Source organism: Serratia sp. C2(1) (genome assembly GCF_036352655.1).
Lineage (GTDB): Bacteria > Pseudomonadota > Gammaproteobacteria > Enterobacterales > Enterobacteriaceae > Serratia > Serratia inhibens.
Window position 1 is genome coordinate 331,472 of record NZ_JAZFBA010000003.1, and the last position, 26,501, is coordinate 357,972.

17 protein-coding genes and 1 riboswitch are annotated in these 26,501 nt (G+C 58.0%); of the genes, 11 read left to right on the top strand and 6 right to left on the bottom strand.

Translation table 11 applies throughout. The features are described from left to right. Positions 1 to 3: 3 nt before the first annotated feature. Together V2S86_RS19600 and V2S86_RS19605 are read left to right on the top strand one after the other, a co-directional pair. Positions 4 to 1,005 carry a LacI family DNA-binding transcriptional regulator gene (locus V2S86_RS19600; RefSeq protein ID WP_330763775.1) on the top strand — a complete coding sequence of 334 codons (1,002 nt, stop codon included), beginning with the start codon at positions 4 to 6 and terminating at the stop codon, positions 1,003 to 1,005. Between the two features lie 21 nt (positions 1,006 to 1,026). Further along, positions 1,027 to 2,010 carry a nucleoside hydrolase gene (locus tag V2S86_RS19605; protein ID WP_330763776.1) on the top strand — a complete coding sequence of 328 codons (984 nt, stop codon included), beginning with the start codon at positions 1,027 to 1,029 and terminating at the stop codon, positions 2,008 to 2,010. 55 nt (positions 2,011 to 2,065) lie between these two features. On the opposite strand, the gene malM is transcribed toward V2S86_RS19605, so the two are convergent. From malM to V2S86_RS19625, 4 genes are all read right to left on the bottom strand, one after another. Further along, positions 2,066 to 2,968, bottom strand: coding sequence for a maltose operon protein MalM (gene malM, locus V2S86_RS19610; protein ID WP_330763777.1), 903 nt, complete (start codon positions 2,966 to 2,968; stop codon positions 2,066 to 2,068). Between the two features lie 97 nt (positions 2,969 to 3,065). Further along, the gene (locus tag V2S86_RS19615; RefSeq protein WP_330763808.1) at positions 3,066 to 4,358 is read right to left on the bottom strand and encodes a maltoporin; all 1,293 of its coding nucleotides are present in this window, start codon (positions 4,356 to 4,358) and stop codon (positions 3,066 to 3,068) included. A 32-nt stretch (positions 4,359 to 4,390) separates the two neighbouring features. After that, positions 4,391 to 5,500: a maltose/maltodextrin ABC transporter ATP-binding protein MalK gene (gene malK, locus V2S86_RS19620; protein WP_330763778.1), complete on the bottom strand. Its 1,110-nt coding sequence runs from the start codon at positions 5,498 to 5,500 to the stop codon at positions 4,391 to 4,393. Continuing rightward, positions 5,493 to 6,464 (bottom strand): alpha-amylase family glycosyl hydrolase, encoded by a 972-nt coding sequence (locus V2S86_RS19625; protein WP_330763779.1) that lies wholly within the window; start codon positions 6,462 to 6,464, stop codon positions 5,493 to 5,495. The genes malK and V2S86_RS19625 overlap by 8 nt, the downstream gene beginning before the upstream one ends. A gap of 359 nt (positions 6,465 to 6,823) precedes the next feature. On the opposite strand from V2S86_RS19625, the gene malE reads away from it, so the two are divergent. The 3 genes from malE to malG all read left to right on the top strand — a co-directional run bounded on the left by malE (position 6,824) and on the right by malG (position 10,683). Then, positions 6,824 to 8,017 carry a maltose/maltodextrin ABC transporter substrate-binding protein MalE gene (gene malE / locus V2S86_RS19630; RefSeq protein WP_330763780.1) on the top strand — a complete coding sequence of 398 codons (1,194 nt, stop codon included), beginning with the start codon at positions 6,824 to 6,826 and terminating at the stop codon, positions 8,015 to 8,017. Between the two features lie 186 nt (positions 8,018 to 8,203). Continuing rightward, positions 8,204 to 9,781, top strand: coding sequence for a maltose ABC transporter permease MalF (malF, locus tag V2S86_RS19635; protein WP_330763781.1), 1,578 nt, complete (start codon positions 8,204 to 8,206; stop codon positions 9,779 to 9,781). A gap of 11 nt (positions 9,782 to 9,792) precedes the next feature. Continuing rightward, a complete protein-coding gene (gene malG / locus V2S86_RS19640) occupies positions 9,793 to 10,683 on the top strand; it encodes a maltose ABC transporter permease MalG (RefSeq protein WP_330763782.1) in 891 nt (296 codons plus the stop codon). A 218-nt stretch (positions 10,684 to 10,901) separates the two neighbouring features. On the opposite strand, the gene psiE is transcribed toward malG, so the two are convergent. Further along, complete coding sequence (gene psiE, locus V2S86_RS19645; RefSeq protein ID WP_330763783.1) at positions 10,902 to 11,309, bottom strand: phosphate-starvation-inducible protein PsiE; 408 nt, start codon at positions 11,307 to 11,309, stop codon at positions 10,902 to 10,904. A gap of 222 nt (positions 11,310 to 11,531) precedes the next feature. Here psiE and V2S86_RS19650 point away from each other — a divergent pair, with 222 nt between their 5' ends. Beyond that, the gene (locus V2S86_RS19650; RefSeq protein WP_330763784.1) at positions 11,532 to 12,968 is read left to right on the top strand and encodes a capsule assembly Wzi family protein; all 1,437 of its coding nucleotides are present in this window, start codon (positions 11,532 to 11,534) and stop codon (positions 12,966 to 12,968) included. Between the two features lie 63 nt (positions 12,969 to 13,031). On the opposite strand, the gene pgi is transcribed toward V2S86_RS19650, so the two are convergent. Beyond that, entirely contained in the window at positions 13,032 to 14,678 is a 1,647-nt protein-coding gene (pgi, locus tag V2S86_RS19655) for a glucose-6-phosphate isomerase (protein ID WP_330763785.1), read from the bottom strand. Positions 14,679 to 14,906: 228 nt separating this feature from the next. On the opposite strand from pgi, the gene V2S86_RS19660 reads away from it, so the two are divergent. From V2S86_RS19660 to V2S86_RS19680, 5 genes are all read left to right on the top strand, one after another. Further along, entirely contained in the window at positions 14,907 to 16,715 is a 1,809-nt protein-coding gene (locus tag V2S86_RS19660; RefSeq protein ID WP_330763786.1) for a cation:proton antiporter, read from the top strand. Positions 16,716 to 16,767: 52 nt separating this feature from the next. After that, a riboswitch (Lysine riboswitch) is annotated at positions 16,768 to 16,961 on the top strand. A 109-nt stretch (positions 16,962 to 17,070) separates the two neighbouring features. Beyond that, positions 17,071 to 18,438 (top strand): lysine-sensitive aspartokinase 3, encoded by a 1,368-nt coding sequence (lysC, locus tag V2S86_RS19665; RefSeq protein ID WP_330763787.1) that lies wholly within the window; start codon positions 17,071 to 17,073, stop codon positions 18,436 to 18,438. 148 nt (positions 18,439 to 18,586) lie between these two features. Then, the gene (gene panS / locus V2S86_RS19670) at positions 18,587 to 19,504 is read left to right on the top strand and encodes a ketopantoate/pantoate/pantothenate transporter PanS (RefSeq protein ID WP_013814763.1); all 918 of its coding nucleotides are present in this window, start codon (positions 18,587 to 18,589) and stop codon (positions 19,502 to 19,504) included. A gap of 407 nt (positions 19,505 to 19,911) precedes the next feature. Next, positions 19,912 to 21,588 (top strand): ShlB/FhaC/HecB family hemolysin secretion/activation protein, encoded by a 1,677-nt coding sequence (locus tag V2S86_RS19675; protein ID WP_330763788.1) that lies wholly within the window; start codon positions 19,912 to 19,914, stop codon positions 21,586 to 21,588. A gap of 45 nt (positions 21,589 to 21,633) precedes the next feature. After that, a complete protein-coding gene (locus V2S86_RS19680) occupies positions 21,634 to 26,457 on the top strand; it encodes a hemagglutinin repeat-containing protein (RefSeq protein ID WP_330763789.1) in 4,824 nt (1,607 codons plus the stop codon). Positions 26,458 to 26,501: the final 44 nt, after the last annotated feature.

The following is a 26,501-nucleotide window of genomic DNA, read 5'->3' on the forward strand; positions in this document are numbered from 1 at the left end:
AACTTGGATAAACAACCCTCACGGCGCATCACCCGCGCCGACGTCGCCCGCGTAGCGGGCACGTCGGTCGCCGTAGTCAGCTACGTGATCAACAAGGGCCCGCGCCCGGTCGCAGAAGCCACTCGCCTGCGGGTGCTGGCGGCGATCGAGCAGACCGGTTATCGGCCGAATGACATCGCCCGGGCGCTGGCCTCGGGCAGTACGCAGACCTACGGTTTGGTCGTGCCCGACATCTCCAATCCGTTTTTCGCCACGCTGGCCCGGGCGCTACAGCGTGAGGCGTTCAGCCACGGTCGCGTGCTGCTGCTGGGCGACGCCGGCGACGACCGTCAGCGCGAGTACGAATTAATTAACCATCTGCTGAGCCGTCAGGTCGATGGCCTGCTGTACACCAGCGTCGATCGCCACCCGTGGTTCGATCTGATCCGCGCCTCCGGCACCCCCTGCGTGATGATAGACACCATCGACAGCCATGCCGGTATCTGCGCCATACGCGTCGACGAACGCGAAGCCGCCTGTCAGGCAACCCGCCATCTGTTACAGCACGGCTACCTGGAGATCGGCATTTTTGTTGGCCCGTTGACCATGCTTAACGCTCAGGATCGCCTGAACGGCTGGCGCGATGCGTTGCTCGAAGCCGGCATTACGCCACGCGAAGAGTGGATTTTTGAAGCGCCCTATACCCGCCAGGGCGGATTCCAGGCTGCACAGAAAATGGTTCGAGGCCCCCGTCCGCGGGCGGTATTCACCTCCAATGAACAGCAGGCGCTCGGCTGTCTCTCCGCGCTGGCGGAACATCAGCTGCGTGTACCGGACGATCTGGCTATCATTTGTTTCAACGGCACGCAGCAATCCGAGTTCAGCGTGCCGCCGCTCAGCGCGGTCGAACAGCCGATTGACGCGATGGCCAGGCAAGCCATCGCCATGCTGGCCGCCGGCGCCGCGCAGCCGGAGCTGCACGAATTCGCTTTCCAGTTGCATATCCGCCGTTCATGCGGCTGTTAGTTTTTTATTCAGGTAACCGTTATGCGTTTGATTATTGATTGCGATCCCGGCAACGGCATTCCCGGCGCCAACGTGGACGACGGGTTGGCGCTGGCATTGGCGCTGGCGGCCAAACCGCAAATCTCGCTGGAGTTGATCAGCATCGTAGCGGGCAATACCCCGCGCGACGTCGGCTTTGCCGTGGCCAACCACCTGCTGCAGCAAACCGGCTACCAGGTGCCGGTCGTGGCCGGAGCCACCCGTGCATTGAGCGAACCGCCAGAGCCGTGGCGCACTCACCTTGACCGGGCGATTACCCGGCCGGATTTGGCCGGCCTGTGGCATAACGTCCCTTACCCGCAAACGGCGGCGATTGCCACGCCAAACGCTGCCGTGGCCATCGGCCAACTGATCTGCGACAACCCGGGGGAAATCACCCTGGCGGCGATAGGCCCGCTAACCAATATCGCTCATGCTCTGCAGTTGTACCCGCAGATGGCGCAGGCGGTGAAGGAAATCGTGATTATGGGCGGGGTGTTCAACGTGGAGGGTTACCTCAAGGATACCAATTTCGGTCTCGATCCTGAAGCCGCCCGACAGGTGCTGACCAGCGGCGCCAACATCACGCTCGCGCCTCTGGACGTCACGACGCAAACCATGCTCACTCAGGCGAATCTGACGCGCATGACGCAACCGGACACACCGCTGTGCCGCTATTTGCGGGCCACTACCCAGCCCTGGATCGAATACTCGCGCCAGACCCGCCACCTGCCGGGTTGCTGGATCCACGATGCGTTGGTGATTGCCTGGCTGCTTGAGCCACCGTGGGTGAGCACGGCAGAGTATTATGTGGATGTCGCCCTGGAAGGTGCCATGACACGCGGCAGCTCTCGTCGCTGGCGGCCGGACAGCCTGCGGTTGACGGTCGGCATGCCGGAACCGCAGGGCAAACCGGTACGGGTGATGGAACAGGTAGATAACGCCCGTCTGCTGGCGCTGATTGGCGAAACGCTGGCCCGCGCATGAAAAAAGGTGCGCCGGGGCGCACCAATCATCGAGCCAGCATCGGCAGCGTCGGGTACTACCCCTTGCCTTTCACGCTGCCAATAAACGTTTCACGCGCTGTGGTGGAACCCAGTCTTTCAGCCTCATTCATCAGTTTCAGCGCTTTATCGATATCGCCCGCCTTCACCGCCTGCCTGATGCTGTTATTGAAGTAGCTTTCGGTGTCGTTCAGCATCGGCTCCGAAGGCTTGGCCGGCGCCGCGGCAGGTGCCACCGTGGCCGGTGCGGTTGACCCCACCACCACCGGTGCAGCGGCCGGCGCCGGTTGCAGCATACCGATCATCACGTTGCCGGAACCCTGTTCAGCGCTCACCTTCAGCTTAAGCGTCCCGCCGGTGCTGTGGCTGGCGATCGGGTCAGGAATATCAGGTACCGCGTTACCCACACCGGCGGCATAAGCCTTGGCCGGGTTAGTCAACTGGGTGGTTTTGGCCAGATCCTGACGGGTGGTGTACACCAGCATATAAATCTGTTTTTGACCGAGCGCCGGAGTCAGCTTCAGCGTGCCCTCGAGGCGATCGGAGGACATCGCCCCCGGCGGTTGGTACGGGAAGTAGCTGCTCGGGTAATAGGCTGCCGGGCGCAGGTGCTCGTCCAGCACCAACACGCTTGGCGCGTAAATCGAATTATTCTTGCTGATGCTGCTCAGCGTGACTTCCAGCGAACCGCGATCGGCCGGCAGCGTATAGGCGGCGATGGCGCCCTGAATGTCGCCCTGATTGATTTGCGGGCTGACATTATCCAGTTTCACTTCCTGGCTGACCGGCGGTACCAACGGCTGCCATGGCAGGCTTTGCAGCGTGGCTGCGCTGATGGCCGGAGCAACGGAGACATTGGCCGGCGTATCGGCATTGGCCGCCAATGGCGCACCCAGGCTCAGCGCCAGTGACAAGCAAAGTGACAGCAGATTCTTTTTCATTGTTATACCCTCTATCAGCGCCGACGCAGGTCAGGCAAGAGAGCCGGCGTCGGCGAATACATGTTGGGGAGAGCGCATGGCCCTCCCCGTCCTGTCATTACCACCAGATTTCCATCTGGGCGCCGAAGGTGACTTCATCGTCATTGCCGCGGCTGAAGGTGTGTACGCTGGTGTCGTTATACGCGGTACCTGAGTTGTAACCGGTGCCGGAATCGCTGTTGGCATAGCCCCATTTCTCATCCCACTTGGCGTAGGTTGCGAAGACGCGGATAGCCGGACGTGACCAGATGCTGTTGCCCGCCTGCCATTGTTGCGCCAGGGTGACTTTGTACTGGCCGTTGCGATCGCCGGTGCGCTGGGATTTCACGTTGTCGTAACCGGCTTCCAGCAAGGTGCTCATGATTGGCGTCCATTTGTACATGGGGCGCACGCCCACGGTGTACCAGGTGGTGCCGTTGTTGTTGTCGCGATCGATATCCTGGAACATGCCGACGTACATCAGCGCCCATTTATCGTTGAAGTCGATGGCACCGTGATCCAGCACGCGGATCATCTTGCCGTTATTGTCGATGGTGGAGCCCTGATTGCGACCGTTGTTTTGCGACGTCATCGAGTCGGTGGCGTATTGCAGCACGAACTTGTTGTAGCCGCTCAGGATGCTCTGGGTATGTTCAGCAGTGAACATCCAGCCGTCTTTGCTGGCGCCGTCAGCCAGGCTGTAACCGTCCTGCACATTGGCGCGGCCGTAGTCCACGCCGAGTTCCAGCGTGCCGCCCGGGTTCAGCTCCAGACCGGCCAGGCGCACGTCGAAGGTATCGTTGACGGTTGGGCGTTGATCCCACTCATTGTCCAGATAGCCGTAGGAGCCGCCGGATTCGGAGTTACGGGTCACGGCGGCAGACAGCTTGCCGAAGCCCAGATCGATGTTTTCCAGACCGGCACCCGGGCCAGAGATATCCCAGTAGTAGAAGTCGATCATATGGACATCATGACGCTGATAGAAGCGCTTACCGGCCCACATGGTGGAGCCCGGCAGCCATTCGATCAGGTTTTTACCCTGCACGTTCACTTCACGGAAGCCCGGAGTCACGTCTTCCCAGTCGGAACGTTGTGAAACGGAATAAGCCAGATTGGTATCGAAGTAGAAGCTTTTATCGCCTTCTTTCCACACTTCCTGACCCAGTTTCAATTCAGCGTAGGTTTCACATTCGTTACCGAGACGGTATTTGCTCGAGGCGCCGGTGGCCTGGAAGCACTGTTGCTCACCGCCGCTGCCGGTCCAGCCGATGCCGGAACGCGCATAGCCCTTAAAATCAACGGCCATTGCCTGGGTGGTCAGCACACCAGCGGCGATTGCCAGTGCCAGAGGAAGTTTGCGCAGAGTAGTCATCATTATTCTCCTGTTATACAGACTGTGATGCTTTAAACGCCCGGCTCCTGGTGCAGCCGTTTACATGCCGTACCGTCTTCACGGAACAGATGGCAGCGGTGAGGCGGCAGGCCTATAGCGAATGTTGCACCTTCTTCTACCAGCACCACGTCGTTCTGGCGGTAAACCAGGTTCTGACGAATTGCCGGGATTTGGATGTGGATTTGCGTCTCGTTGCCGAGTTGCTCCACCACCTGTACGTCCCCTGAAAGCTGAACTTCAGAGGCATTGCTGGGCAGCAGATGTTCCGGGCGGATGCCCAGAGACATGTTCGCGCCGGCCTGAACCTGCGTGCCTTCCACCGGCAGCCATACCAGCTGGCGGTTAGGCAGTTCGACCTGCACCTGTTGCGGCTCTGCGGCGGTCACTTTGACCGGCAGGAAATTCATTTTTGGCGAACCGATAAAGCCGGCGACAAAGCGGTTGGCCGGGTAGTGATACAACTCCAGCGGTTTGCCGACCTGGGCGACTCGCCCGGCGTCCAGCACGACGATCTTGTCGGCCAGCGTCATCGCTTCCACCTGATCGTGAGTGACGTAAATCATGGTGCGCTGCAGGCGTTTGTGCAGACGGGAAATCTCGATGCGCATTTGTACCCGCAGCGCGGCGTCGAGGTTTGACAGCGGTTCGTCGAGCAGGAACACATCGGGTTCCGCCACCAGCGTACGGCCGATGGCCACCCGCTGACGCTGCCCGCCGGACAGCGCTTTGGGCCGCCTGTCGAGCAGGTGGGCCAGTTGCAGCACTTCCGATACCTGATTCACCCGCTGGCTGATTTCCGCTTTCTTCGCACCCGCCAGTTTCAGGCCGAACGACATGTTGTCGGCCACGGACAAATGCGGGTAAAGGGCATAGGACTGGAACACCATTCCAATACCGCGCTCGGAAGGCGGTACGTCATTCATGCGTTTATCGCCGATCAGCAGGTCACCGGAGGTAATGTCCTCCAGCCCGGCGATCATGCGCAGCAGCGTCGATTTACCGCAGCCCGATGGCCCGACAAACACCACAAACTCACCGTCATCGATGGTCAGATTGACGTCTTTGGAAATCACAGCTTCGCCGAAGGCCTTATAAACGCTGCGCAGTGTGACGCTAGCCATGCGTTACTCCCCTGCTTTCGCAGTTAACATTTCGTGTAAAAATGGCGGACGCAAAACCCGCCAAAACCCATTGATGACCCTCTTGCTGCGCGCCGTGCTGCCATGCCAGGGGCAAGGTCGCCTCAGACGGCGCGGCCGCCTGAGTATAAGGCTGCAGATTAATCAGCGCTTCAAGGCATTGATCCTGATGGGTAATAAGTAAACGAATCACACCGTTCTTTTGGCTGACTGCGCTCAACTCACCGTGCTGAATCACCGGTAAGCGACGCAGCGCCAGCAGCGACTGGCAGTAACGTAAAGTGGATTGGCTGTCATGCTGTTGACGACTAATCGCCAGCGCGCGATGCTCTATCGCCACCTGCTGATACCAGTGGATTTCCCCGGCAGTCACCTGTTCTGGTGCCTCGTGCCACGGCATCGGCGTTTGCGCGCCCAGCGGATCCTGCAGGCCGGCGGCGTGCGGCAGGCCCAGTTCCTCGCCCTGAAACAGGCAGACAGGCGCGGGCAGCATCGCCAGCAGCGTCAAAAACGCATCGGCGGAGCGTAAATTCCCCTGTCCCCAATGGCTGACCACCCGTGGCTGGTCGGCATCGCCGGTGCTCCACAGACTGTCAGCCAGCGTGGCGCGACGGGCATGCAATACCTCGACCAGCAGCTCGATGCTGAAGGGCACAACCTCCAGCGCCAACGGACTGCGGACGTACTGCTGCCGGGCGGCAGAATGGCGAACAAGGCTCTGCCCATCGCAGTACCACAACCCGAGCCCCTGAGCCGCTACCGCGGCGGCGGCCTGCGTCGACAGCTCATGCGGCAATACCAGGCCATCGACAGACAGCGTTTTCAGGTAAGGCAGCGCCGCAACCATGCCGTGCACGTCGCCCACGCCATCCCCGTTTCCATCGCGGAAACTGACCGGATGGATCCGGTACAAGGTGGGTTGAGTGGCGGTAGGCATTAGCGACATAAATCCGGTTCCCTGCTGCACGTGACGATGAAAATCAATGCAGCCGATACTGCGGTAATCCCCACAAGGGGTAATCATCCGTAACAAGATTTTTCATGGGGGAGGAGATGGGAGGATGAGAGAACGACGGGCGCGGCGAGAAGTTCAACGCTTAAAGCAAATCTGTGATCCCTATGGCAAAAATCGTCACCCTATTCTGTGTCTGACACCACAAAATAGGGCACAACGTTAACTGGATCACACTACGCAGCCGTGGGGCGTAGAGGGGGGGAGGATGAGAATGTGTCGCTTTGTGACCCACTATTATCGCGAAACCTCTCTCCTTGATTTACGTGCCCACAAAAAAGAAGGATTGGATTATGACTCGCAGCTTTACCACCGCCCGTACGCTGGTGCTTTCCGCTCTGACCACCTTGGTGCTTTCCTCTTCCGCCTTCGCCAAGATCGAGGAAGGGAAACTGGTTATCTGGATCAACGGCGATAAAGGCTATAACGGCCTGGCCGAAGTCGGCAAAAAGTTTGAGAAAGACACCGGCATTAAAGTCACCATTGAGCACCCGGACAAGCTGGAAGAAAAATATCCGCAGGTAGCCGCCACCGGCGACGGCCCGGACATCATCTTCTGGGCTCATGACCGCTTTGGCGGCTACGCGCAGTCCGGCCTGTTGGCCGAGATCCACCCTTCCAAAGCCTTCCAGGACAAGCTGTTCCCGTTCACCTGGGACGCGGTGCGTTATGACGGCAAGCTGATTGGCTACCCGATCGCGGTAGAAGCGCTGTCGCTGATTTATAACAAAGACCTGATCAAAGAAGCGCCAAAAACCTGGGAAGAGATCCCGGCGCTGGACAAAGAGCTGCGCGCCAAAGGCAAGAGCGCCATCATGTGGAACCTGCAGGAACCCTACTTCACCTGGCCGATTATTGCCGCCGACGGCGGTTATGCCTTCAAGTATGAGAACGGCAAGTACAACATCAAGGACGTCGGCGTCGCCAATGCCGGTTCACAGGCCGGCCTGCAGTTCATCGTCGATCTGGTGAAAAACAAACACGTCAACGCCGATACCGATTACTCGATTGCCGAAGCCGCCTTCAACAAAGGCCAGACCGCCATGACCATCAACGGCCCTTGGGCGTGGTCAAACATCGAACAAAGCAAAATCAATTACGGCGTTACCCTGCTGCCGACCTTCAAAGGCAAGGCGTCCAAACCCTTCGTCGGCGTGCTGACCGCCGGGATCAACGCCGCCAGCCCGAACAAAGAACTGGCGACCGAATTCCTGGAAAACTACCTGCTGACCAACGAGGGTTTGGCGGACGTCAACAAGGACAAACCGCTGGGCGCCGTGGCGCTGAAGTCATTCCAGGAGCAGTTGGCGAAAGATCCGAAGATTGCCGCCACCATGGCAAACTCGCAGACCGGCGAAATCATGCCTAACATCCCGCAGATGAGCGCCTTCTGGTACGCCGAACGCAGCGCGGTGATCAACGCCGTCAGCGGCCGCCAGACGGTGAAAGCCGCGCTGGACGACGTGCAAACCCGTATTACCAAGTAACAAACGACGTTGTTCGGGATTAGCATCCCCAAAATAATTGGAGTTACACCGCGACGGCAAGTACGCGCCTCCCCGGGAGCCTAGACAGCTATGTGACCGGGGTGAGCGGACGCAGCCAACAAAGGTGTCGCTTCAAGTATGAAGGGGACAAGCATCCCGCTGTTGATCTACAGAAAGGAACGCCCTATGCAATTAGCTCACGCCGGGTCGCCTGCGCGCAAGAAGTCGAAGTGGTGGCAGAGTGACGTACTGAAATGGCTGGTGATCGGCCTGTTCAGTCTGGTTACCTGCTACCTGATTGTGTTGATGTATGCACAGGGTGAATACCTGTTTGCCATTCTGACGCTGATTCTGGTCAGCGCCGGGCTTTACGTCTTCGCCAACCGCCGCGCTTACGCCTGGCGTTACGTCTATCCGGGCATCGCCGGCATGGGGCTGTTTGTCCTGTTTCCGCTGATCTGCACCATAGCCATCGCCTTTACCAACTACAGCAGCACCAACCAGCTCACCTTTGAACGCGCCCAGTCGGTGCTGATGCAACGCCAGTTCCAGACCGGCAAGACCTTCACTTTCGGCCTGTATCCGGCGGAAAACCACCAGTGGCGCCTGCAGTTAACCCACCCAGACAGTGGCCAACAGCTGATTTCCGGGCCGTTCAGCTTTGACGCCAACGCGCCGCAAACGCTGAAACTGACGGCGGAAAACGCCGAGCCGACAGGCGAACGCGCCACGCTGCGGGTGATTACTCAGAACCGCCAGGCACTGAGCCAATTGGTGGCACAGTTACCGGAAGGCGGCGAGCTGCGCATGAGTTCACTGCGCCAGTTTTCCGGCACATCTCCGCTGTACCTGCTGGACAAAGACAGCAAGGTACTGACCGACCAACAGACCCATATTCAATACCGGCCGAATCCGGAGATTGGCTTCTATCAGGCGCTGAATGCCGACGGCAACTGGGCCAAAGAAACCCTTAGCCCGGGATATACCGTCACCATCGGCTGGAAAAACTTCCTGCGCGTTTTGCAGGATGAAGGCATCAAAAAACCCTTCGTGTCGATCTTTATCTGGACCATCGTGTTCTCGGTGCTGACCGTGATCCTCACCGTGGCAGTGGGCATGGTGCTGGCCTGCGTGGTGCAGTGGGAAGCGCTGAAAGGCAAAGCGGTGTATCGCGTCATGCTGATACTGCCCTACGCGGTGCCGTCGTTTATTTCGATTCTGATTTTCAAAGGGTTGTTTAACCAAAGCTTCGGTGAAATCAACATGATGCTCAGCCATCTGTTCGGCATCAAACCGGCCTGGTTCAGCGATCCCATTACCGCCAAGAGCATGATTCTGATCGTCAACACCTGGCTGGGTTATCCGTACATGATGATCCTGTGCATGGGGCTATTGAAAGCGATCCCCGACGATCTGTACGAAGCCTCGGCAATGGACGGCGCCACCCCGATGCAGAACTTTTTCCGCATCACTCTCCCGCTGTTGATCAAGCCGCTGACGCCGTTGATGATTGCCAGTTTCGCCTTTAACTTTAACAACTTCGTCTTGATTCAGCTGTTGACCAACGGCGGGCCGGACATGATCGGCACCACCACGCCGGCCGGTTATACCGACCTGCTGGTCAGCTACACCTACCGCATTGCCTTCGAAGGCGGCGGCGGGCAGGACTTCGGTCTGGCGGCCGCGATTGCCACGCTGATCTTCCTGCTGGTAGGCGCCCTGGCGATCCTGAACCTGAAAGCCAGCAAGATGAACTTCGACTAGGGAGAAAAAGAATGGCTATGGTCCAACCCAAATCCCAGCGCCTGCGCCTGTGGATAACTCATATTTTGATGCTGTGCTTTATTGCCCTGATCATGTTTCCGTTGCTGATGGTGGTGACGATTTCACTGCGCTCCGGCAACTTTGCCACCGGCAGTCTGATACCGGAGCAAATTTCGTGGGATCACTGGCGTTTGGCGCTCGGCATGAGCGTGACGCACGCCGATGGCAGTGTCACTCCGCCGCCGTTCCCGGTGCTGCTGTGGTTGTGGAATTCGATCAAGATCGCGGTGATCACCGCCATCGGCATCGTCACGCTGTCCACGACCTGCGCCTATGCCTTTGCCCGTATGCGCTTTCGCGGTAAAAGCACGTTGCTGAAAAGCATGCTGATTTTCCAGATGTTCCCGGCCGTGCTGTCGCTGGTGGCGCTGTACGCGTTGTTCGATCGTCTGGGTCAGTACATTCCCTTTATCGGCCTGAACACCCACGGCGGGGTGATCTTTGCCTATATGGGCGGCATTGCGTTGCACGTCTGGACCATCAAGGGCTATTTCGAAACCATCGACAATTCGCTGGAAGAAGCGGCGGCGCTGGATGGCGCGAGCCCGTGGCAAGCCTTCCGCCTGGTGCTGCTGCCGCTGTCGGTGCCGATCTTGGCGGTGGTGTTTATTCTGTCGTTTATCGCCGCTATTACCGAGGTGCCGGTAGCCTCTCTGCTGCTGCGCGACGTCAACAGCTACACGCTGGCGGTGGGGATGCAGCAATATCTGAACCCGCAAAACTATTTATGGGGCGACTTTGCCGCTGCGGCGGTGTTGTCGGCTATTCCAATCACCGCCGTATTCCTGCTGGCTCAGCGCTGGTTGGTGGGTGGCCTGACGGCCGGCGGGGTGAAAGGTTAAGGTTTTTGCCACTGCAATGCGCTTGATGTACTTCTGTTCTTTCCGATCAATACCTGTGTCTTCGGCGGCCCTGCGGGCCGCCATTTTTATAGCATACCCAAAATAATTGGAGTTGCAGCAAGGCAGCAAACGTGTAAATCCCCAGGAGCTTACTCAGGTAAGTGACTGGGGTGCACACGTGCAGCTAACGCTGCTGCAGCTTCAAGTATCAAGGGTATTTATTCGCGTTTTAAGCGGTCGGTGTTAGCCAAATAGAGAGTCACTACCAACAGCAATATCGCCCCGGCATAAATCAAGGTATCAAATGGGTTTTTATGATCCACTATGATCAAACGAATAATCGCGGTAATGCCGATATAGATGAAATAGCGCAGCGGAAAATGATATCCCGATTCAAAATACTTGACGATCAAGGCGATGAACTCAAAATACAGAAAGTAAATCACGATGCCTTCGATCAACAGATAGGACGATGATTCCTCATTGTTTACAAACAAGACTTTCGCCAAGTGAATAGTTTCTTTCACCAAAAAAACGATCAAGATCGCCGCCAGCAGCAGCAGTCCGACGTTCAGTACCCGCTGCAACCCCTTCGCAATCATTATCGAACGCGATGTTTTCGCCATAAGAACCCCCTTAAATACCGCTAAAATTATCCGCGCATCCTAACATAGGCATTATCTTAAAATTTATTACCCTGATGAAATCACTTTAAACTCACTTTAATTCAATAAGTTACATTAGGATATTTCTGGTTGATATATTTGTAGCAAATTGAAATGTCAACTATGATGGGACATAGATCTTTACATAAAACTAATAACCTCGAATTAACAAGGGAATTCTTTATGCGCGCTAAACTTAACGGACTGGTCGCGGCGGGCCTGTTTACCTGTGCATTAACCGGCCACGCCGCCGGCCTGGTCACTCCTGATAACGATCTGCGTAATGACCTCGCCTGGTTGTCCGACCGCGGCGTGATTAACGTCAGTTTGTCCACCTGGCCGCTGAGCCAGGAAGAAATCAGCTCGGTTATTTCACAAGCCAAGCCGGTAACCAGTACCGAGAAAAACGTCATTGACCGCGTTCAGCGCCGTGTCGATGCCCTGAAAGCCAATATCCGCGTCAGCGGCTACGCCTCTACCGATAAACCCGGCACCCCGCAGGGCTTCGGTCAGAATGAATATGCTGACGATCGCCTGACTATCGGCGCCGGCGCCAACGGCGAATTCTGGGACGTGCGCGTCCAGGGTTCAGTCGAAGGCGATCAACGCGTCGGCGACGGTTCAAAATTCAACCTGAATGGTTCCTACGGTGCAGTAAAAATCTGGAACCAATGGCTGTCCTTCGGTGAAGTATCCCAATGGTGGGGCCCGGGTTACGACGGCAGTCTGATTCGCTCCGACGCCGCACGCCCGGTGGCCGGCTTTATGCTGCAACGCGCCGACCAGTCCCCGTTTGAAACGCCTTGGCTGTCGTGGATTGGCCGCTGGCAGTACCAACTGACCGCCGGTCAGCTGTCGCAATACTCTTCCGTACCCGATACCAAGCTGATTGGCGGTCGTTTTACCATGATGCCAACCGACTTCCTGGAACTGGGCGCATCGCGCATCATGATGTGGGGGGGTGAAGGCCGACCTCAGTCCTGGAGTTCTTTCTGGGACGCCTTTACCGGCAAGGATAACGATGACTCCGGCAAAGGCAACGATCCGGGCAACCAGCTTGCCGGCTTCGACTTCAAGTTGAAAATGCAGCCGTTGATTGGCCTGCCGGTAAGCTTGTATGGCCAGTTGGTGGGTGAAGATGAAGCAGGCATGTTGCCTTCCCAAAACACCTACTTGCTGGGGCTGGAAGGGCACCCGGAATGGGGCACGACCACCATCAACTGGTCTATCGAAGGGGCTGATACCCGCGCCGATATGAACCGCAAAAACTATGTGTATAACCATTACACCTACAAAGGCGGCTACTACCAGCAGGGTTACCCGCTGGGCCATGCGATGGGCGGCGATGGCCAAATGCTGTCCGGCCGCGTAGAACTGGTACTGGATGACAGCCAACGCTGGAGCACCCGTTTGGTGTACGCCAAAGTGAACCCGAACAGCCAGTCAATCAACCAGGCATTCCCGAAATCCGACACGCTGAAAGGCATTCAGCTCGGCTGGGGTTACACCCTGGATTCCCAGGTCAAGTTTGATACCAGCCTGTGGTATACCGATAACAATGCCAGCACCGCCGATGACGTGGGCGCAGGCATCAGCTTCGAAGTGCCTATCAACCTGTAATCATCCAGATGTAAAAAAACCCGCCGCGGCGGGTTTTTTATTGGCATCAATAGGATACAGCGATTAACGCCATTCTTTGAAGCGGTTGATCAGCGCATTGGTTGAGCTGTCGTGGCTGCTGACTTTCTCGCTGCCCGCCAGTTCCGGCAGGATACGGTTAGCCAGCTGTTTGCCCAGCTCTACGCCCCACTGGTCGAAGGTGAAGATGTTCAGGATCGCACCTTGGGTGAAGATCTTGTGTTCATACAGCGCAATCAGGCTGCCCAGGCTGAACGGCGTGATCTCGCGCAGCAGGATGGAGTTGGTCGGGCGGTTGCCTTCAAACACCTTGAACGGCGCCACGTGTTTGACTTCTTCCGCAGTCTTGCCCTGAGCGGCGAACTCTTCTTCCACCACTTCCAACGACTTGCCGAATGCCAGCGCCTCGGTCTGCGCGAAGAAATTCGACAGCAGTTTAGCGTGGTGGTCGCTCAGCGGATTGTGGCTGATGGCCGGTGCGATAAAGTCGCAAGGAACCAGCTTGGTGCCCTGGTGGATCAGCTGGTAGAACGCGTGCTGGCCATTGGTGCCCGGCTCGCCCCAAATGATTGGGCCAGTCTGGTAATCTACCGGGTTACCGTTACGGTCCACGTATTTGCCGTTCGATTCCATATTGCCTTGCTGGAAGTAAGCGGCAAAACGGTGCATGTATTGGTCGTACGGCAAAATCGCTTCAGTCTCTGCACCGAAGAAATTGTTGTACCAGATGCCGATCAGTGCCAGCAGTACCGGCAGGTTTTGCTCCGCCGGCGTTTGCGCAAAGTGCTTGTCCATCTCGTGCGCGCCGCTCAACAGCTGTTCGAAATTCTCATAGCCCAGCGACAACGCGATAGACAGACCAATCGCCGACCACAGAGAATAACGGCCGCCAACCCAGTCCCAGAACTCGAACATATTGGCTGTATCAATACCAAACTCACCTACCGCCTTGCCGTTGGTGGACAGCGCCGCGAAGTGCTTAGCCACGTGCTTTTGATCGCCGGCGGTGTTCAGGAACCAGTCGCGCGCGCTGTGGGCGTTGGTCATGGTTTCCTGCGTGGTAAAGGTTTTGGACGCCACCAGGAACAATGTGGTTTCCGGGTTCAGCGGTTTAAGCGTTTCGGCAATATGGGTGCCGTCGACGTTGGAGACAAAATGCATGTTCAGGTGATTTTTGTAAGGACGCAGCGCTTCGGTCGCCATATAAGGGCCGAGATCCGAACCGCCGATACCGATATTCACCACGTCGGTAATCGCTTTGCCGGTGTAACCTTTCCAGTCGCCGCTAATCACGCGGTCGCAGAACTGTTTCATCTTGGCCAGCACCGCGTTCACTTCCGGCATCACGTCTTTGCCGTCAACGATAATCGGGCTGTTGCTGCGGTTGCGCAGGGCAACGTGCAACACCGCACGGTCTTCGGTACGGTTGATTTTCTCGCCGGCAAACATCGATTTGATCGCGCCTTGCAGATCGGTCTCTTTCGCCAGTGCCTGCAGCTTCTCCAGCGTTTCTGCCGTGATGCGGTTTTTAGAGTAGTCCACCAGCATCTGATCGTTGAAGGTGGCGGAGAAGCGAGAGAAACGTTCTTTGTCCTGAGCGAACAGATCGCTGATCCGGACATCTTTCATCTGTTCAAAATGTTGCTGCAGGGCTTGCCAAGCAGCGGTTTGACTAGGATTGATATTTTTCATAGCAACACTCTTAGGCTTGATAATAAATGTGACGTGGTTGCCCGATTGTAGCCTGTTCGACCGTGATTATGATCTCTTTTCTTGCGATAGGCGCTAACTGTCAAACGTCCCCTGCATCGTTTCAGCCATTCCCCTATACTTTTGGATAACAGCCTGTTATCAGGGTTGCCGAACTGTCACTGAAATGTGCCATTGTTGCTGATAGCCAATTCGAGAAGGACCTCCGCCATGGAATTATCTGCCCCGCTGATGTTGGTGATCATCGGTTTAAGTTCACTGCTGGCGCAATGGCTGGCCTGGCTGCTGCGCCTGCCGGCCATTCTGCCGCTGCTGCTGTTTGGCATCGTGCTGGGACCGGCAGTGCATCTGGTCCAGCCGGACGCGCTGTTCGGCGATCTGCTGTTCCCGCTGGTCTCGCTGTCGGTGGCGATCATTTTATTTGAAGGTGCGCTGACGCTGCGGGTAGAGGAAATACGCGGCCTGGGCGGCGTGGTGCGCAACCTGGTGACCGTCGGCATGCTGATGACCTTCCTGGTGATTGGCGTCGCCTGCTGGTGGCTGCTGGGCTTTCCGCCCGAGCTGGCAGCGCTGATCGGCGCGGTAACGGTGGTGACCGGGCCTACGGTGATCGCCCCGCTGATGCGCGTGGTGCGGCCCAATGCCAATATCAACCAGGTGTTGCGTTGGGAAGGGATAGTGATCGACCCGGTTGGCGCCATCTTCACCCTGCTGGTGTTTGAGTTTATCGTGCTGAAGCAGCATTCGGAGTCCTATACCCACCTGTTCTGGACGCTGGGCATTACCGCCGCCGTCGGCCTGGCGATCGGCGCGCTGTTCGGTTATCTGCTGGGGCTGGCGCTGCGCCGTGTCTGGCTGCCGCGCTACCTGCAAAACCTGGCGGTGCTGGCGATCATGCTGACCGCCTTTGGCGTGTCCAACGCCATTGCCGACGAGTCCGGTCTGCTGACCGTGACGGTAATGGGCATTTGGCTGGCCAATATGCGCGATGTGGATACCAGCGACATTCTGGCGTTCAAGGAAGAGCTGTCGGCTATCCTGATTTCGGCGCTGTTTATCATTCTGGCGGCGCGGCTGGATATCCATGCGCTGTGGAACATGGGCTGGCCGCTGCTGGGTTTGCTGCTGGTGGTTCAGTTTATCGCCCGGCCGCTGTGCATTGCGGTGTCGACCTGGCGCTCTTCCCTGCATTGGCGCGATCGCCTGCTGCTGTGCTGGATCGCCCCGCGCGGTATCGTCGCCGCAGCGGTCAGCTCGCTGTTCGCCCTGACATTGCAACGCAGCGGCTATCAGGGGGCCGATCGGCTGGTGACCGTGGTGTTCGCCGTCATTATCGGCACGGTGGTATTGCAAAGCCTGACCAGCGGCATGATGGCGCGTTGGCTGCGGGTGCAGCAGCAAAAACCGCGCGGCGTGCTGATCGTCGGCGCCAACAGCGTGGCGCGCATGCTGGCGCAGGCGTTGATAAAAATGAACATCCCGGTGCTTGTCACCGACAGCAGTTGGGAATATTACCGCCAGGCGCGTATGGATGGCATCCCCGCCTATTATGGGCATGCTTACTCCGAACATGCCGAAAACTACCTCGATCTGAGCGATACCGCGCAGGTGTTGGCACTCTCGCCCAATCGCCATCAGAATGCGCTGGCGGTGTACCACTTCGGCCATATCTTCGGTGACGAACAGGTCTTCGCCATCCGCTCCGGCGCACCGCTGAAAGGGCGTGGCAACAGTGCGGAAAGTTCGCGCTTCCGCCGCCACGAAATTCTGTTCAATCAAGAGGCCACCTATGGCCGGTTAAGCAGCCTGATCGCCAAAGGCGCGACCATCAAGGCCACCAAGCTGAACGAAAACTTTGGCTGGCTGGAATATCTGGAAAAACATCAGGGCGTTATTCCGCTGTTGTGCCAACGCGAGGACGGCAAGCTGCAACCGATAGGCACCGGTTTTGTCCCCGCCATACCCTGCACGCTGATAGCGCTAGTGCAAATTGAAAATACCTCAACGTCTGACCGTTGACACAAGCGCAATAACCGGCTATTCCTATCAGCCTACTTGCGCACCCGGTGCGCAAGCCAGAAGAGGCGCGTCGCCCAGGTAGAGTGTCAGAGGAGCCGTTTCCCATGACGGCACTTGAGGGGGAGCGACGCCGAGGTAGGGTGATGCACGGCATTCATCGTATCGGCTACAGGGGCTGAATCCCCTGGGTTGTCACCAAAGTTTGCCCCGCGGGGGCAATCAGCAAGGTGGGGCGCTTCTGGGTGTATCGTAGTTTCAACCTCTACGTCTGCCCCCTGTTTATCGCTCTCCCCTTGTGCCAAGGCTATGGAAAAAAGCGCTCTCAAAGTAGGGCATCCCTGACACGAGGTTTTACATGAACCAAGCAGTACCCCAACATTCTACCGTTGTGGCCAAATTCGGCGGCACCAGCGTTGCCGACTATGAAGCCATGAACCGCAGCGCCGACGTCGTGCTCGCCAATCCGCAGGTCCGCCTGGTGGTCCTGTCCGCTTCTGCGGGCGTCACCAACCTGCTGGTCGCACTGGCCGAAGGCAGCGACGCCGACAAGCGCAACTTCCAGCTCGATGAAATCCGCCGTATCCAGTACGCCATTCTCGACCGCCTCGATAGCCCTACGGTGATCCGCGAGGAAATCGACCGCATGCTGGAAAACATCGCCATGCTGTCCGAAGCGGCGGCGCTGGCGACCTCTACGGCACTGACCGACGAACTGGTCAGCCACGGCGAACTGATGTCCACCCTGCTTTTCGTTGAGATCCTGCGCAGCCGCAAGGTGCAGGCGGAGTGGTTCGACGTGCGCAAAGTGATGCACACCGACGATCATTTCGGCCGCGCCACGCCGGACAGCGCGGTCCTGAAAGAACTGACCCAAACGCTGCTCAAACCGCGTCTGCAGGAAGCGCTGGTCGTCACTCAAGGCTTTATCGGCAGCGAACCCAAGGGCCGCACCACCACACTGGGCCGTGGCGGCAGCGATTACACCGCCGCCCTGCTGGGTGAAGCGCTGAGCGTCAGCCGGGTAGATATCTGGACCGACGTGCCGGGCATCTACACCACCGACCCGCGCGTGGTCCCTACGGCGAAGCGCATCGACAAAATCACCTTTGAAGAAGCGGCTGAAATGGCCACCTTCGGCGCGAAAGTGCTGCACCCGGCCACCCTGCTGCCGGCAGTACGCAGCGATATCCCGGTGTTTGTCGGTTCCAGCAAGGATCCGTCCGCCGGCGGCACCCTGGTATGCAATACCACCGAGAACCCGCCGCTGTTCCGCGCATTGGCGCTGCGCCGCAAACAAACCCTGTTAACGCTGCACAGCCTCAATATGCTGCACGCACGCGGTTTCCTGGCCGAAGTGTTCAGCATTCTGGCGCGCCACAATATTTCGGTGGATTTGATCACCACCTCCGAAGTCAGCGTGGCATTGACCATGGACACTACCGGCTCCACCTCCACCGGCGGTAGCCTGCTGACTACCTCGCTGCTGACCGAGTTGTCGTCGCTGTGTCGGGTAGAAGTGGAGGAGAACCTGGCGCTGGTGGCGATAATCGGCAACAAGCTTTCCCAGGCCTGCGGCGTGGGCAAAGAGGTATTCGGCGTGCTTGACCCGTTCAATATCCGCATGATCTGCTACGGTGCCAGCAGCTACAATCTGTGTTTCCTGGTACCGGGCGATGACGCCGAACAGGTAGTGCGTACTCTACATCACAATCTGTTCGAATAACCGGATCTCACCCCATTGCGGGCGCAGCATGCTGCGCCCCTACTTCTAAAAAAGGCCGTCCATAATTTGTAGGGGTCCAGCATGCTGAACCCGCAAAAAACACAACGCCATCCCATAATTCCCTTTTTGGCTAAGGAAAACCGCATTCATGCTGGCATTATTAACCCGATTATTCCCCCTGTGGGCGGTGCTGCTCGCCGTCGCCGCCTACGCTACGCCCACCACCTTCACCGGTATTGGCCCGTACGTCAGCCCGCTGCTGATGCTGATCATGTTCGCCATGGGCGTCACGCTGCGGTTGGATGACTTCAAACGCGTGCTGTCGCGCCCCGCGCCGGTAGCTGCGGGCATCTTTCTGCATTACCTGATCATGCCGCTGGCGGCCTGGTTGCTGGCGATGCTGTTCCATATGCCGCCGGATCTTTCCGCCGGTATGGTGCTGGTCGGCAGCGTTGCCAGCGGCACCGCCTCCAACGTGATGATCTACCTGGCAAAAGGGGACGTCGCGCTGTCGGTGACCATTTCGGCGGTCTCCACGCTGGTGGGCGTATTCGCCACACCGCTGCTGACCCGCCTGTATGTCGATACCGAAATCAGCGTCGATGTGATGGGCATGCTGCTGAGCATCCTGCAGATCGTCGTGATCCCGATTGGCCTCGGCCTGATCGTGCACCACACCTTTACCAAAACCGTCAAACGCATCGAGCCGTTCCTGCCGGCGCTGTCGATGGTCTGCATTCTGGCGATCATCAGCGCGGTGGTCGCAGGTAGCCAGAGTCACATCGCCTCCGTCGGGCTGGTGGTGATCATCGCGGTGATCCTGCATAACGGCATTGGTTTGTTGAGCGGTTACTGGGGCGGCAAACTGTTCGGCTTTGACGAATCCACCTGCCGCACGCTGGCCATTGAGGTCGGCATGCAGAACTCCGGGCTGGCGGCGACGCTGGGCAAGATTTACTTCTCGCCGCTGGCCGCGCTGCCGGGTGCCCTGTTCTCCGTGTGGCATAATCTCTCCGGCTCTCTGCTGGCAGGGTACTGGTCTGGCCGACCAATCAAGAAAAAATAATCTCACTTCGGGGCGCGGCTATTTGCGCCCCGCTCCACTTCTGCGAAATTTCGTATTTCCCACCGCTGGGATTGTCAGAATTATCCCCATCCCTTATTATCCCCCCGACAAAATAAAAATTCAGATTCTTCTTAACCCTGCCGATAACAGGGAGCAAAAAAGAAAAAACTCAACAAATGAGTCTTATTACCTCCTTTGGGGTAATTCACAGCCATGCATTGAAAAATAAAAACAAGCAGCCTAATAATTATTGGTAATAATAAAAACCCACCTTCTTATTTGCCCTGAGCAATAAAAGAACCCCGCAATGTGATTGTCGCTCGCTGTTTCGGGCCGGCCACCCGCCGTCCGTTATTGACCCTCATGGATTGAGCAGGCTGCCCGGCAGCTTCTCATAATGGATTACAATGATTAAGAAAACTGCTGCCCTGGCGCTGCTGTTCAGTACCGCACTCCCCGCCGCAACCCTGCCAGAAATGGGTGATTTTTCACCGATGAGCGAATCACGCCGCGCCCTGCAAGACAGCTCGCGCGAAGTGAATCAGCAGATAGAACAACGCCGTTATCAGCAGCTCAAGCAACAGCAATTATTGGCGGAACCCGCACCTGTGGCCCCGACGCTACCGCGCTCGGCGCAGTGCTTGCCGATCGGCGGCGTATATTTACAGGGGATCACCCTGCTGTCTGCGAAGGATTTGGCGACGCTGAGCGCGCTGCCGCAGCGCTGTATCAGCAGCAATGACATTAACCGACTGACGCGCGAATTAACTCGCTTATACGTCGATAAAGGTTACATCACCGCGCGCGTGCAATTTATTCGCCCTAATGCCGATGGCGAATTAGGGCTGCGGGTCACCGAAGGGTTTATCGAAAAAATAGAGGGCGGCGACCGCTGGGTGAATAGCCAATTATTATTCCCTGGGCTCGAAGGCAAACCCTTGCAATTAACTCAGCTCGATCAGGGATTGGATCAGGCCAATCGTTTGCAATCGAATAAAACCCGGTTGGATATATTGCCGGGCAGCCAAACCGGCGGCTCTATTATTCGCCTGAATAACCAACACGCCAAGCCTTGGCAACTGACGGCCACGGCGGACAATTACGGCCAAAAAAACACCGGCCAGTGGCTGGTACGCACGGCCGCCACGCTGGACAGCCCATTCGGCCTGTCGGATTTCGTCAGCCTGAACGCCGCCAGCACGCTAAAAGACCCGGCACAGCGCTATAACCGCGCTTACACTTTGCTCTATTCCCTGCCCTATGGCGCTTTCACCTTCAGCGGATTCGCCAGCTATTCGGAATACGTTAACCACCAGCAGTTGACGTTCAACCGCTATAAGCTGCACGGCCAGACTCAGCAATACGGTCTGCGCGGCGACTATGTGTTTTACCGCGATCGCGATCAGATCAATACCTTCAACGGCCAGTTCACTCATAAACGCATCGATAACTATTTTGACACTCTGCGCATCGGTCTCAGTAGCCCAACGCTCAGTCTGTTTGAACTGGGGATCAACCATCTGCAGATCCTGCCCACCGGCCTGATCAGCGCCAACCTCAGTGTGGAGCAGGGATTACCCTGGTTTGGCGCGGATCGTCACGCCGCTGCCGGGCTACCCGACGCTCAATTCACCAAGGGCAAACTGTTTGCCAACCTCAGCCAACGTGTGCAGCTTGCCGGTTCAACTTTTCAGCTCAGCAACCTGCTGTACGGACAATATAGCCGCGATAGGCTGCCAGGCGTGGAATGGCTCAGCCTGACCGACCGCAGCGCGATCCGCGGTTTCAGCCGCAGCACGCTGTCCGGCGACAACGGTTGGTATCTGCAAAATACCCTGTCGCGCAGCTTCAACCTGGGCCAAAGCACCCTCACCCCGCGCGTCGGCGCCGATGTGGGCCGGATCCTGCCACGCGACAACCAACCATCGGGCTGGAAAAGCAGCGCCGGCCTGAACGCCGGCGCCACTCTGCGTTACCGGCGGGCAATTCTCGACGTAGAAGCCAGCCGCGGGTGGATCCTGTCCGGGCACCCGATGCCGGATGATCCGATCCAACTGCTGGCACGCTTCTCATACACCTTTTAGTCAGCGCTTTTTTGCACTACCACAGCGATATAGGGAGATACATGGATGAAAAATAATAACTTCAGGCTTTCCGCAGCGGGCAAGCTGGCCGCGTCACTGGCGATCATTCTCGCCTCGTACGGCGCCAGCTACGCGGGGGAGATCGTAGCGGCCAATGGGGCCAACGGCCCCGGCGTTTCCACCGCCGCCACCGGCGCGCAAGTCGTCAACATCGTGACGCCCAACGATCACGGGCTGTCGCATAACCAGTATCAGGACTTTAACGTCAACCCAGCGGGCGCCGTGCTAAATAACGCCCGCGACGCCGGGCTGTCGCAACTGGCCGGCCAGTTGGGTGCCAACCCGAACCTGAATGGTCAGGCAGCCAGCCTGATCCTCAATGAAGTGATCAGCCGCAACCCCTCGCTGTTGCACGGCCAACAGGAAATCTTCGGCATGGCGGCCGACTACGTGCTGGCCAACCCGAATGGTATCAGCTGCGACGGCTGCGGCTTTATCAATACCAGCCGTTCATCGCTGGTGGTGGGCAACCCGTTGGTGGAAAACGGTATGCTGCAGGGCTACAGTACGCTGGGCAACCGCAATGTATTGAGCCTTGAAGGTAAGCTGAACGCCGGTGGCGTGCTGGATCTGATCGCGCCGAAAATCGACAGCCGTGGCGAGGTGATCATCGCACCGGCATTCGACAAAAAAACCGGAAAAACGGTATCGGATATCAACGCCATCAGCGGCAACAACCGCGTGTCGCGCAATGCACAAGTGCTCAGCAGCGAGAAACCGCTGAGTGCGCTGGACAGCTACTACCTCGGCAGCATGCAGGCCGGGCGCATCAATATCATCAATACGGCAGCCGGTAGCGGCGTAAAGCTGGCAGGCAACCTGCGGGGCAGCGACGACATCAGCGTGAAAGCCTATGACATTCGCGCCGATAGCCAGATCATCAACGCAAGCACCCAGCATGACAGCAATGAGAACTACCAAAACTATCGCGGCGGCATCTATATCAACGACCGCAGCACCAGCCAGAAACTGACGCGTACCGAACTGATAGGCAAAAATATCAGCCTGCTGGCCGATAACGGCAACCACCTGACCGCTACCGATATTCGCGGGGATGAGATCAAACTGCAAGGCGCCAGCCTGACGTTAGACGGCCAACAACTGAAGCAAACCCAGGGTCAGACCAACGACCGATGGTTCTATTCCTCGCAGTACGACGTTACGCGGGAAAATGAGCAGTTCCAGCAGGTTGGCAGCACCATTACCGCGACCAAAAACGCCAGGCTGACCGCCACGGTGCAAGATGTGAAGTTGCTCGGCGCCACGGTTACAGCAGGCGACGCGCTAAAAATCGAAGCCAGGCGCGATGTGCAGATCGCCGGGTTGGTCGAGCGGGACAAAACCAGCGAACGCGGTTACCAGCGCAACCACACTTCCAGCCTGCGCACCGGCAATTGGAGCAACAGCAACGCAACCGAGAGCCTGAAGGCCAGCGATTTGCGCGCCGGCGGTGAACTGGATCTGACGGCAGGCAATAACCTGGTCACTCAGGGAGCCAAGGTCCATACGAAGGGCAACCTCACGATAAACGCCAAAGAACGGATCAATATCGACGTACAAAAGACCGTCAATACGAAAAGGGTACGCGACAATACAACCTCATGGGGCGGGATCGGCGGCGGCAATAATCAAGACAACAGCAACCGTCGCGAGATCAGCAACGCCTCCGAACTGACCGCCGATGGCGTGTTGAGACTCAACGGCAAACAGGGCGTGACCATTACCGGCAGCAAAGCGAGAGGCAAACAGGGCGGCTTCGTCGAAGCCACCGCCGGTGGCCTGCGTATTGATAACGCCCTCAGCACTACCCTGGACAAGATTCATGCCCGCACGGGCACCGTTTTCAACATCACCAGCAGCTCGCAGAAATCCAACAACAGCCACCAGCAGACTACCGGCAGTGAGCTGGTTTCCGATACCAATCTGCAGTTGGTCAGCCATAAAGATACCGACGTGGTAGGCAGCCAGGTGAGCAGCGTCGGCAAACTGGACGTCCGCTCCGGCGGCAATATCAACGTCAAGGCCGCCGAACAGCAGCAAAACATCGACGAACAGAAAACAGCGCTCGCCATCAACGGCTATGCCAACGAGAAAAGCGATAAGCAATACCGTGCAGGTCTGCGCATCGAACATACCCGCGACAGCGAGAAAACCACCCGCACCGAGAGCCAGGCCGCCATGCTGAGCGGCGGCAGCGTGGCGCTGAACGCAGATAAAGACGTGACCTTCAGCGGTTCCAAACTGGTCGCCACCCAGGGCGATGCCAGCATCAGCGGCGATAATGTCGCTTTTCTGGCGGCCGATAACAAAACCGCCTCGGATACCGAAACGACCAACATCGGCGGCGGCGTCTATTACACCGGCGGCATCGACAAACTCGGTTCCGGCATCGAGGGGGGCTATGAGAACGGCAAAACCCATGCAGAAAGCAGCAAAGCCGTCACCTCCGGTACCCATGTCGCAGGCAACCTGACGATTAGTGCTAAAGACCGGCTAACCCAGCAGGGCGCTCAGCATCAGGTGGGTGGGAAATATCAGGAAAAAGCCGCCAACGTCGCCCATCTTGACGCCGCTAACAGCGAAAGCAGCACTACACGCAAAACAGACGTCGGCGTGGATATCGGCGCTAACGTCGACTACAGCGCGGTCACCCGCCCGGTTGAGCGTGCGGTGGGCAAAGTGGCTCAGTTGGACGCCAACGGCGTCATTAACGAAATCGGCGGTATCGGCGCGCCGAATGTCGGGCTGGATATCGGCGCCAAGGGCGGCAACAGTGAAACGCGCACCGGCGATTCAAAGGCGGTAGTCAGCAACATTACCGCCGGGGCGATAGAGGTGACCGCCACCGGCGAGGTCCACGATCGCGGTACCCAATATCAGGCGACTCAAGGTGCAGTCACGCTGACGGCGGACAGCCATCGCAGTGAGGCGGCGGAAAACCGCCAACAGGAAAACCACAGCGAAACTCACGGCAGCGCCGGCTTACGCGTCTATACCACCACCGGCAGCGATTTGACTGTGGACGCCAAAGGCGAAGGCGGCACCAAACGCAGTGAAAGTTCGGCCAGCCAGGCGGTCACCGGCAGCATCGGCGCCGCCAAGGGTATCGACATCCGGGTTAAAAAGGACGCCGTTTATCAGGGCACCGCGCTGGACGCCGGTGACGGCAAAGTGCGGGTGAAAGCCGAAGAGGGCGACATCCGTTTTGATCAGGCCACCGATACCCACCATGAGAGCCACAGTGGCTTCACGGTCAAGGCCTCGGCCAAAGGCGGCTCCACGCCAGAAACCAAAAACGTTGGCGTCGGGTTAGGCGGTGGTCGCAGCCAGGGTGAAAGCGACGGCAGTAGCGCACACGTCAGCAACATCGGCGGTAAACAGGGCGTGGAGCTGGATGCAGGCCGCGATCTGTCGCTGCAAGGCAGCGTGCTGACCAGCGACGGTGACGTTACGCTCAAGGCGGGCAATCAGGTTGCACTGACGGCGACGGACGCCCACCAGAGGCGTAAAGATGACAGCCTGTCGGGCAATATCGATCTCGGTGGCAACAGCACCGACTCCGCCAAAAAGAGCGGTGCCGGCATCTCCCTTGGCGGCGCATTTGATATCGCCAAGGTGGATGAATCCTCCACCACCCATCAGGGCAGCAAGATCACCAGCGGCGGTACCGTGAAGATGACCGCCGGCGGCACGGGGAGTAACGCGTTGCATTTACAGGGGGCTGAAGTCACCGGCAATAGCGCCACGCTCGAAGCGAAAAACGGCGGTATCGTGCTGGAGTCGGTGCAAAACCAGGAGCAGAAAAACAATCTGAACCTGGGGCTGAAAGCCAACGCCAAAGGCGGTCAATCCTTCAACAAGGATGCCAACGGCCAGGTTGACGCCACCAGCGGCAGCGACACCCATACTCTGGGTGCCGGGGTGAAAGTCGGCGTCGACAAACTACAGAAAACTACCCAGGGCAACAGTCTGATTAATGCAAACGAAGTGACGATCAACAGCGGCAAAGACACCACCCTGGCCGGTGCCCGGGTGGACGCCGATCAGGTGCAGGGCAACATCGGCGGCGATCTGCACGTCGAGAGCCGTAAAGACAGCGAAAGCAGCGTGAAGGTCAATGTGGATGTCGGCCTGAGCCACACCAACGATCCGGCCAGCAGCATCACCGCCAAATTGTCGAAAGTGGGCACCCCGCGCTATGCGGGTAACGTGAAAGAGAAGCTGGAAGGCGGCATCAATAAAGTGGCCGCAGCGACCAGCGATAAGTACAACAGCGTAGCGCGTCGCCTCGATCCTAAGCAGGACACCGCCGGTGCGGTCAGTTTCAGCAAGACCGATGGCAAGGTGACGCTGCCGGAAATCCAGGCCGGGGAAAAAGAGAAAGGGCCGTTGTGGGATCGCGGTGCTCGCTTCCTGGGCAACAAGTCCAAAGAAGCGCTGACCGGCCCTGCCGGGCTGCAAGGTCAGTTCAAGGTGAATGCCGATGTGGTCGATAACGATGCGGTTGGCGTGCAGTCCGCCATCAGCGGGAAAAATGGCGTTGCGCTGAACGTGCAGGGGGAAACCCACCTGACCGGCGGAGAGATCCGTAGCCGGCAGGGCCAGGTAGCGCTGGGTAACGGCAAGGTGGAACGGCAGGACGTGGCGGGCAACCGCTATCAGGGCGGCGGACATCTTGACGCGGCGGCGTCTGCCGGCGCGCTGATCGGTATCGCCGGTAAAAGCGTCGTCAAACTGGAAACCCCGGTTGGCGGCTACATCAATAATCAGGCCGCCGATGCCAAGGCGGGCGTTTTTTCGGGTAAATAAGCCGCGGTAAGTAAACCTGGCACTGCCCCCGGCCCAACCGGGGG

Excerpts from the sequence above, each read along its gene's own strand:
- V2S86_RS19675 (WP_330763788.1), top strand. The coding sequence starts at position 19,912 with ATGATTAAGAAAACTGCTGCCCTGGCGCTGCTGTTCAGTACCGCACTC.
- V2S86_RS19625 (WP_330763779.1), bottom strand. The coding sequence starts at position 6,464 with ATGTCGCTAATGCCTACCGCCACTCAACCCACCTTGTACCGGATCCAT.
- lysC (WP_330763787.1), top strand. The coding sequence starts at position 17,071 with ATGAACCAAGCAGTACCCCAACATTCTACCGTTGTGGCCAAATTCGGC.
- psiE (WP_330763783.1), bottom strand. The coding sequence starts at position 11,309 with ATGGCGAAAACATCGCGTTCGATAATGATTGCGAAGGGGTTGCAGCGG.
- V2S86_RS19650 (WP_330763784.1), top strand. The coding sequence starts at position 11,532 with ATGCGCGCTAAACTTAACGGACTGGTCGCGGCGGGCCTGTTTACCTGT.
- malF (WP_330763781.1), top strand. The coding sequence starts at position 8,204 with ATGCAATTAGCTCACGCCGGGTCGCCTGCGCGCAAGAAGTCGAAGTGG.
- malE (WP_330763780.1), top strand. The coding sequence starts at position 6,824 with ATGACTCGCAGCTTTACCACCGCCCGTACGCTGGTGCTTTCCGCTCTG.
- malG (WP_330763782.1), top strand. The coding sequence starts at position 9,793 with ATGGCTATGGTCCAACCCAAATCCCAGCGCCTGCGCCTGTGGATAACT.
- panS (WP_013814763.1), top strand. The coding sequence starts at position 18,587 with ATGCTGGCATTATTAACCCGATTATTCCCCCTGTGGGCGGTGCTGCTC.
- malK (WP_330763778.1), bottom strand. The coding sequence starts at position 5,500 with ATGGCTAGCGTCACACTGCGCAGCGTTTATAAGGCCTTCGGCGAAGCT.
- pgi (WP_330763785.1), bottom strand. The coding sequence starts at position 14,678 with ATGAAAAATATCAATCCTAGTCAAACCGCTGCTTGGCAAGCCCTGCAG.
- V2S86_RS19660 (WP_330763786.1), top strand. The coding sequence starts at position 14,907 with ATGGAATTATCTGCCCCGCTGATGTTGGTGATCATCGGTTTAAGTTCA.
- V2S86_RS19615 (WP_330763808.1), bottom strand. The coding sequence starts at position 4,358 with ATGACTACTCTGCGCAAACTTCCTCTGGCACTGGCAATCGCCGCTGGT.
- V2S86_RS19680 (WP_330763789.1), top strand. The coding sequence starts at position 21,634 with ATGAAAAATAATAACTTCAGGCTTTCCGCAGCGGGCAAGCTGGCCGCG.
- malM (WP_330763777.1), bottom strand. The coding sequence starts at position 2,968 with ATGAAAAAGAATCTGCTGTCACTTTGCTTGTCACTGGCGCTGAGCCTG.
- V2S86_RS19605 (WP_330763776.1), top strand. The coding sequence starts at position 1,027 with ATGCGTTTGATTATTGATTGCGATCCCGGCAACGGCATTCCCGGCGCC.